Source organism: Nocardia sp. NPDC058519 (assembly GCF_042719755.1).
Taxonomy (GTDB): Bacteria; Actinomycetota; Actinomycetes; order Mycobacteriales; family Mycobacteriaceae; genus Nocardia.
Map to the genome: position 1 here is coordinate 200,908 of NZ_JBHXNK010000002.1, position 8,163 is coordinate 209,070.

An 8,163-nucleotide genomic window follows, 5' to 3' on the forward strand; every position below is an offset into this window, starting at 1 on the left:
GGAACTGAACCGGTGCCGCCCTTCGGCCTTGTGCTATTGAATCAGACCGGCGCCTGGTCAGTCCGAGGTCTCGCGGCTGCCCGCCGACGCCGAAAGACTTTCCTGCGCCCGCGCGTTCTCCCGCGCTCCGGTGCTGTCCTCGATCCGCGTCGCCTCGGCCCGCGCTGCCTCGGCCCGCGCCGCCTCAGCTCGCGCGAGTGGATCCACGACGACGATCTCCTCGGGCCTGGCGGCGGCGAGCGGATCACGCACCACCACTTCACGTTTCGGCGATCGCACCGAGCCACTATCGTCCAGGCCCCACCGGTCGTGCAGGCGGTGCAGGAATTCCGGTGCGTACCAGTTCGCGTCGCCGAGCACCTTCATCGCGGCGGGCAGCAGGAATCCGCGCACGAGGGTGGCGTCGACGATCACCGCCAGCGGCAGGCCGATGCCGAACGCCTTCATGAAGGTGATGTCGGAGGCAAGGAAGCCGAGGAACACCAGCGAGATGAGGATCGCGGCGGCGGTGACGATGCGCCCGACCCGTTCCAGACCGAGCGCGACCGCGGTCTCGTTCTTGCCGGTGCGGTCGTATTCCTCCCGGATCCGCGACAGCAGGAACACCTGGTAGTCCATCGCGAGCCCGAAGGCGGCGGCGAACAACATCACCGGGACCGTAGCGGACAGATCCCCGGTGACGGTGAAGCCGAGCACCCCGGACAGGTGCCCGTCCTGGAAGATCCACACCAGCGCACCGAAGGTCGCGGTCAGGCTCAGCGCGCTGAGGATCACCGCCAGCACCGGCAGCACCACGCTGCCGGTGAGCGCGAACAGCACGATCAGCATCATGATCACCACGAAGCCGAGCGCCCATGGCAGTTCGTTCTCGATGGCGGCGACTGAGTCGGCATTGGCCGCGGCTACGCCACCGACCAGCAATTCGCTCGGCGTGCGCACCGCGCGCACTTGCTCGACCAGTCCGGCGAGGGCATCGCTGTCGCCGGTGGTCGGCACGATCGACAGGTAGACGGCCTTCTCGACACGGAAGCGCGCGTTGACCGCCGTGGGTTCGACGAACAGCCCGCCCTGGGCGTAGCTGCCGGTGGCGGTGTCGACGCGGCGGACATTGTCCAGGTCGGACATGGCACGGGCGATGGTGTCGAGTCCCGCCGCGCTGTAAGCACTTTCAGGGAGCACCGCGACGAGCGTGTGCTGGTCGCTCTCGCTGAAGTCGCGTGCCACGATCTCGGTGACCTGACGGGAGTTCATCGATTCCGGCAGGGTTCGTTCATCCGGGAAACCGAGTTTCACGCCGAGGAACGGCGCGCCGAGCAACAGCAGCAGGGCGGTGACAGCAAGTCCGATCGAGATCGGCTTGCGCATCACGGCGGTGGCGAGCTTGTGCCAGGCGCCCTCGCCCGGTGCGGGGCGTGGGGCGCGCAGGAACCACCAGCCGAGCTGACCCTTGTCGATGCGTGTGCCGATCAGCAACAGCGCGGCGGGCAGCACGGTGAGCGACACCAGCGCGGCCAGCGCCGCGACGACGATGCCCGCGTACCCCATCGACCGGATCGCCAGCAGTGGGAAGAACAGCAATCCGGCCAGCGCCACCGCGACGGTGAGCGCGGAGAACGCGACGGTGCGGCCCGCGGTGCGCAGGGTGGTTGCCACCGCGCCGGCCGGGGTGCGGCCGTCGGCGAGCTCGTCGCGGTAGCGGTTGACGATCAGCAGGCTGTAGTCGATGGCCAGACCGAGGCCGAGCAGCGTCGCCACATTGGTCGCGGTGACCGACAGCGGGGTGAACAGGGTGAGCAACCACAGCGCGCCCATGGTGGTGAGCACGGTGCCGATCGCGACGAGCAGCGGCAAGCTCGCGGCGACCAGGCCGCCGAAGACGAACAGCAGCGCGATCAGGGTGAGCGGGAAGGCGATGGCTTCGCCCTTGGCGATGTCGGTCTTGCTCTGCTGCACGGTCTCGTGCATGAGCATGGCGAATCCGCCCGCCCTGACCTGCAACGATCCTTGTCTGCCCGTCAGCTCCTCGGAGATGGCGGTGACGCGTTCGTCGATCTCGCGTTCGCTGCCGAGCACACTGGCGACGATCAGACCCTGCTTGCCGTCGACACTGCGCAGCGCGGGCTGGTGGGAGGTCCAATACGACATCACCTCGGTGACACCGGCACGTTCCTGCAGGTTGGCGACCAATGCCGTTGCGGCCGCGGTGGATTCGGGGTCCTCGACCGACGACTCGGTCTCCACCAGCAGCAGCAGGTTCGGCGGCGCCTGCCCGAACTCGTCGCGCAACACCTCGAGCGCACGGCTGGATTCGCTGCCGGGGTCGGTGTATCCGCCGCCCTCCACCCGCTCGAACAGCGTGGCACCCAGTGCGCCGAGCACCACCGCGAGCACCGCGAAAACGCCGAGCACCCAGCAGCTGCGCCGCCTGGTGAATTCGAACACCGGATTGTCCCCTAACTCGTCACACAACCGAGCGGCACGCATATCGACGTGCGGGGGCTCGAATCACTTCCGGCCGTCCGCCTCGTCGGCCCGATCCTGTTGGCGGGTCGGCGCGTTCGCGAGGCGATCGTAGCAACTTCGTGGCGGCACCGCCGGGCCTCTGGCACACCCTTGTTCTTCCCCGTCGGCTACCGGTCTCGGCCACCCCGGCACGGCGACCGTCTCGCCACCTCCACCGGCGGCGTCAAGGGCTCTGTGAGTCGAGTGCGGTGAACGCCCAGGAGTGTCCGGCACGCCGCCTCGCGGCGAGGAGCCGATGCTCTTCGGCTACCGACCGGACGCACCGATGACCGAGGCCGCGACAGCGCGACGCAGATTCGGAGGCAGGTCGGCGAACAGTGCGCGCATCGCGGCGAGGGTGCCGCGGAGGTCGCCGTGGCCGGACAGGTAGGAAAGCTGGAGAGGGGCAGGCAAACCGAAGAACACCTCGAAGAACACCGGGACCTCGCGGGGCGGAAGGGCCAGCAGCGCACGTAGTCCCGCGCGGCGCAGGGCGGCCACTGCCCGCGCTCGCGGAGTCCATACCGTGCCACCCGTGACGACGGTGTCCGCCGCGGCGAGTGCGGCGGCGACGCTGTATCCGGTCGCGGGATGGGTCAGACCACCGGCCGCACCGAATCGACCACCGCCAGGTCTACCTCCCTGCACCGGAAACCGCACTCGCTCAACAGGTTCGGCTCCGGTGAGCGCGATCCCTCGCGCACGCAGCCGGTGTTCGAGTCTGCGTCGCAGCACCTCCGGCGCGAGCGCCGGTCGACCGGCGAGGCAGGTCTCCTCGAACAGCGCGGTGCCGGCGCTGAGCGGTACCGCGTACAGAAACGACGGTGGGTCGTCCGGATCGGCGCCGTTGTCGAGGCGCCAGTCCATGAACAGCGTCCGCTCGAGTTCGTCACGGGCCATGACGACGCCGTACGCGGTCTGCTCGGCGCGACGCGCCGATCGCGCCAACCCCCGCGCATCGACCACCTGACCGGTGCGGGTCAGGCCACCGGCCGTCCGCACTTCTCGCCCGTCCACCTCCACGGCCCGGTCCGCGAGCACGGTCGCGCCGTCCAGCGTCAGCGACGACTGCAGCGCCGCCGTATCGAACACCTGATAAACGCGATCGATCCGATGCTCGCCCACCGCCCACGCCGTCGGTGCCTCAACCGCCGCCGCCACCACGCCGGAATCCAGCCACTCCGGGAGTTCATCGGCCCACGCCGCATAGGTCGGCATCCACACCCGGTCCGGATGCGGATCGATCACCGTGACGCTGCGCCCCGCGGCCAGCGCACGATGAGCAACAGCCCGCCCCGCCGGACCGAGCCCACAGACGATCACCTCCACACCCACCCGTTGATTGGATCAGACGCAACGATTTCAAGCTCCGGCGGATCACGGACCAGCACCTATTCGGGATCGCTTGCTCGCCCCCGCGCGACATTTCGACCATGATGGGGTGCATGAGATCGATCTGGAAGGGCTCGATCGCTTTCGGGCTGGTCAATGTCCCGGTCAAGGTTTATACCGCGACCGAGGACCATGACATCCGGTTCCACCAGGTCCACGCCAAGGACGGGGGCCGGATCAAATATGACCGGGTCTGTCAGGTGTGTGGCAATTCTGTGCAGTTCGCCGATATCGACAAGGCCTACACCTCGCCCGATGGCGAGCAGGTGGTGCTGACCGACGCCGATTTCTCGAAGCTGCCCGCGGCGGAGAAGCACGAGATTCCGGTACTGGAATTCGTGCCGTCCGATCAGATCGACCCGGTGCTGTTCGACAAGAGCTATTACCTCGAACCGGATTCCGCGACGCCGAAGGCCTATCAATTGCTGGCGGCGACCCTCGAACGCATCGACAAGACCGCGCTCGTGCATTTCACGCTGCGACAGAAGACCCGGCTGGCCGCATTACGTGTGCGGGACGGCGTGCTGGTCCTGCAGACGCTGCTGTGGCCCGACGAGGTGCGGGCCGTCGAATTCCCGTCGCTCGACGACGCGCCCGCCCCGCGCCCGCAAGAACTGAAGATGGCCGAAACTCTCGTCGAGTCGATGTCGGGCGATTTCGACCCTTCCGAATACACCGACGAATACCAGATCGAACTACAGAAACTTCTCGACGAGGCGATCGCCAGCGGCACCGGCAAGGTCGAGCCCGCCGCGGAAACCGAGCCCGTCGAACAGGCCGATGCCGAAGTCGTGGATCTGGTCGCCGCGTTGCAACGCAGTCTCGAGGCCAGCGGGCGCCGGGAAGCCGCCCCGGAGAAGCCCGCGAAAAAGGCCGCCAAGAAGGCCGCACCGCGCAAGGCCGCCACGAGCAAATCCACCGCGTCCAAGACCGCGACCCGCAAGGGCGCGTAGGGCACACTGGCGGCTATGGACACCGCCATCGCTGTCGTGCCGATGGGATTGGGGCATCTGCGTCAAGTCCTCGACCTCGGCCATCAGGTCTTCGACACCACCATCAAGCCCTACACGTCGTGGTCGCTGACGGCCGTCGCCGAGCACCTCGACAGCCCCGACAACGCCTGCTGGGTGGCCCTGGACTCCGACCGGGTGGTCGGGTTCGTGCTCGGGTCGATGGAGTTCGAGCATCGCGACGACTGGGCGTATCTGGAATGGATCGCGGTCGCCCCCGATATGCAAGGCCACGGGATCGCGCGGCGGCTGGTGAACGTGTGCTCGGAGGCGTTGTTCGCGCGCGGCGCCCGCCATATCGTCACCGATGTCGAGGACCGCAACAGCGCCTCGGCCGCGCTGATGACCAGCAGCGGGTTCGTGCCCGCCGCGACCGTCACACTGCTGGTGCGGCCCAACCCCGCCGCCCCGGACGACGACGCCACACTGCCGCCGATCACCAAACGCGACCTCGTCCGCCGCGGCAGATTGTCGGTCGAGCACCCGCTCCGCTGATGTCCGTAAGTTAGACGGGCGTCCCACTGTTTGCGAGGATTTCGCTCACGCCAAGTCAAACCGTTGTCGGCGGGTCGTGCCGACAGCTTGGATGACCGAGTTCATCTTCTGCGAGCAATTCGGGAGTACAAGTGAAATTCCGTCGGACACTGGCGATCCCAGTGCTGATAGCAACCGCGGCCCTCACCCTGACCGCGTGCGGTTCCGATGACGCGTCGGGCACGGTGGTACGGATCGGCACCACCGACAAGGACAGGGCATTCGAGGTCTTCGAACAGAAGGCGAAAGAGCAGGGCATCACGCTGAAGGTCACCAATTTCTCCGATTACAAGCAGCCGAATACGGCGCTGTCGCAGAATCAGATCGACCTCAATCTGTTCCAGCATCTGCAGTTCCTCGGCCAGTACAACGTGGCCAGCTCGGACACGCTCACCCCGATCGGCTCGACGTACATTGTGCCGCTGGGGCTCTACTCGAAGAAGCACAAGGCACTCGCCGATATCCCGGCCGGTGGCGAGATCGCGATTCCCAACGATCCGACCAACCAGGCGCGCGCGCTGTTCGTGCTGCAGGCCGCCGGGTTGCTGAAGATCACCGGCACCTCGGCCCAGCCGACCCCCGCCGACATCGACAAGGGCGCCTCCAAGGTGCGGGTGACGCCGGTGGACGCCGCCCAGACCGCGCTGTCACTGCCCTCGGTCGACGGTTCGGTCATCAACAACACCTTCCTCGAGCGTTCGGGCGTCGATCCGAAATCGGCGCTGTACAAGGATGATCCGAAAAATCCGGCCGCCGAGCCCTACATCAATGTGATCGTCAGCCGGGCCGCGGACAAGACGAATCCGACGTATCTGAAGCTGGTCGAGATCTGGAAAGATCCGGCGGTGGCCACCGCGCACGCCGAGACCACCAAGGGCACCGCGGTCGCGGTGAACCGGCCAGGTGCCGAGCTCGAACAGATCCTGGACCGGGTGCAGCAGGGCATCCGCACCACCAAGTGAGTGCGCAACCCGCTGCCGTCGAATTCCGGTCCGTCACCAAGGTTTTCGGCAGCGGCAACGATCGGCACACCGCACTCGACGACATCGACCTGCGGATCGAGCCGGGTGAGATCTTCGGCGTCATCGGCTATTCCGGGGCGGGCAAGTCCACGCTGGTGCGGCTGATCAACGCGCTGGACAAGCCGACTTCGGGCACCGTCACGATTTCCGGCACCCCCATCACCGGGGTGCCGGAGTCGGCGGTGCGCCGGCTGCGCCGCGATATCGGCATGGTGTTCCAGCAGTTCAACCTGTTCCGATCGCGCACTGCCGCAGGCAATATCGAGTATCCGCTGAAGGTGGCGGGCTGGAAACGGGCCGAGCGCAAGGCCCGGGTGGCCGAGTTGCTCGAATTCGTCGGGCTCACCGACAAGGCGCGCGCCTACCCCGATCAGCTCTCCGGTGGGCAGAAGCAGCGGGTCGGGATCGCGAGAGCGCTGGCGACCTCGCCCTCGCTGTTGCTGGCCGACGAGGCCACCTCCGCACTCGACCCGGAAACCACCGGCGAGGTGCTGCGACTGCTGAAGAAGATCAATGCCGAGCTCGGGGTGACCATTGTGGTGATCACCCACGAGATGGATGTGATCCGCGCGGTTGCCGACCGGGTGGCGGTGCTCGCCGAGGGGCGGATCGTCGAATTGGCGGCCACCTTCGATGTTTTCGCCGCACCGCAGGCCGCGCCGACACGGTCGTTCGTGGCGACCGTGCTGCACAATCGGCCCGACGCGGCGGAGCTGGATCGATTGCGGGAGCTGCACGGGGGCAGGCTGGTCACTGTCGACATCGACGATCACAGCGGGATCGGGGCGGCATTGGCCGCCGCTACCGCCGCCGACGTGCGGTTCGAGATCGTCTACGGCGGGGTGAGTACGTTGCAGGACAAGACTTTCGGCAGCGTCACCCTGTCGCTGCACGGGCCCGATGCCGCGCTGGATCGCGTGGTCGCCGACCTGGAACGGAAGGCGGGCTGATGGAGACCAACTGGGAGAAGCTGCGGCCCACGCTGTTCGAGGCGATCGGGACCACGGTTTATCTGGTCGGCGTGACGTTCGTCGTCGCGGGGGTGATCGGGCTGGTGCTCGGGACCGCGCTCTACACGACCCGCAAGGGTGGACTGCTGGCGAACGGGCCGATCTACTTCGTGCTCAATGTGTTCGTCAATGTGGTGCGCCCGATTCCGTTCATCATCCTGCTGGCCGCACTCGGCCCGGTCACCCTGGAGGTGGTCGGCACCACGATCGGCTCGGAGGCGGCGCTGTTCGTGATGATCGTCGCGGCCTCGTTCGGGATCGCCCGGATCGTGGAGCAGAACCTGGTGACGGTCGATCCCGGCGTGATCGAGGCGGCGCGTGCGGTCGGTGCGGGACCACTGCGGATCATTCTCACGCTGCTCATCCCGGAAGCGCTGGGGCCGTTGATCCTCGGCTACACCTTTGTGGTGATCTCGATTGTCGATATCTCCGCGATGGCGGGCACTGTGGGTGGCGGCGGACTCGGTGATTTCGCCATCGTCTACGGATATCAGCAATTCCAGTGGCAGGTCACGATCGTGGCGGTGCTGATCATCATCGCCGGTGTGCAAGGCGTGCAATTCTTCGGAAACTGGCTCGCCAGAAAAGTGCTGCGCCGCTGAATCCAGTAGTGGGGGGGGGGGGGGGGGGCCCGGCGCCCACAAGCGGGGGGGAGGTGATAGGGGGGGAGCGCCCCCCGGGGGCGGGAAGCGC

General features: G+C 67.1%; 7 protein-coding genes. 5 read left to right on the top strand and 2 right to left on the bottom strand.

Annotated features, from left to right (window positions below):
- Window positions 1-57: 57 nt before the first annotated feature.
- On the bottom strand, window positions 58-2,442 hold the full coding sequence (locus ACFWPK_RS03325; RefSeq protein WP_378912928.1) for an MMPL family transporter: 2,385 nt from the start codon (window positions 2,440-2,442) through the stop codon (window positions 58-60).
- A 327-nt stretch (window positions 2,443-2,769) separates the two neighbouring features.
- Window positions 2,770-3,837: a lycopene cyclase family protein gene (locus ACFWPK_RS03330; protein ID WP_378912929.1), complete on the bottom strand. Its 1,068-nt coding sequence runs from the start codon at window positions 3,835-3,837 to the stop codon at window positions 2,770-2,772.
- 110 nt (window positions 3,838-3,947) lie between these two features.
- Between ACFWPK_RS03330 and ACFWPK_RS03335 the strand changes: the two genes are divergently transcribed.
- The 5 genes from ACFWPK_RS03335 to ACFWPK_RS03355 all read left to right on the top strand — a co-directional run bounded on the left by ACFWPK_RS03335 (window position 3,948) and on the right by ACFWPK_RS03355 (window position 8,072).
- Window positions 3,948-4,847 (top strand): Ku protein, encoded by a 900-nt coding sequence (locus tag ACFWPK_RS03335; protein WP_378912930.1) that lies wholly within the window; start codon window positions 3,948-3,950, stop codon window positions 4,845-4,847.
- 15 nt (window positions 4,848-4,862) lie between these two features.
- Window positions 4,863-5,399 carry a GNAT family N-acetyltransferase gene (locus tag ACFWPK_RS03340; RefSeq protein ID WP_378912931.1) on the top strand — a complete coding sequence of 179 codons (537 nt, stop codon included), beginning with the start codon at window positions 4,863-4,865 and terminating at the stop codon, window positions 5,397-5,399.
- 131 nt (window positions 5,400-5,530) lie between these two features.
- Complete coding sequence (locus tag ACFWPK_RS03345) at window positions 5,531-6,400, top strand: MetQ/NlpA family ABC transporter substrate-binding protein (protein ID WP_378912932.1); 870 nt, start codon at window positions 5,531-5,533, stop codon at window positions 6,398-6,400.
- On the top strand, window positions 6,397-7,410 hold the full coding sequence (locus ACFWPK_RS03350) for a methionine ABC transporter ATP-binding protein (protein ID WP_378912933.1): 1,014 nt from the start codon (window positions 6,397-6,399) through the stop codon (window positions 7,408-7,410). The genes ACFWPK_RS03345 and ACFWPK_RS03350 overlap by 4 nt, the downstream gene beginning before the upstream one ends.
- A complete protein-coding gene (locus tag ACFWPK_RS03355) occupies window positions 7,410-8,072 on the top strand; it encodes a methionine ABC transporter permease (RefSeq protein ID WP_378912935.1) in 663 nt (220 codons plus the stop codon). The genes ACFWPK_RS03350 and ACFWPK_RS03355 overlap by 1 nt, the downstream gene beginning before the upstream one ends.
- The last annotated feature ends 91 nt before the right edge of the window (window positions 8,073-8,163 follow it).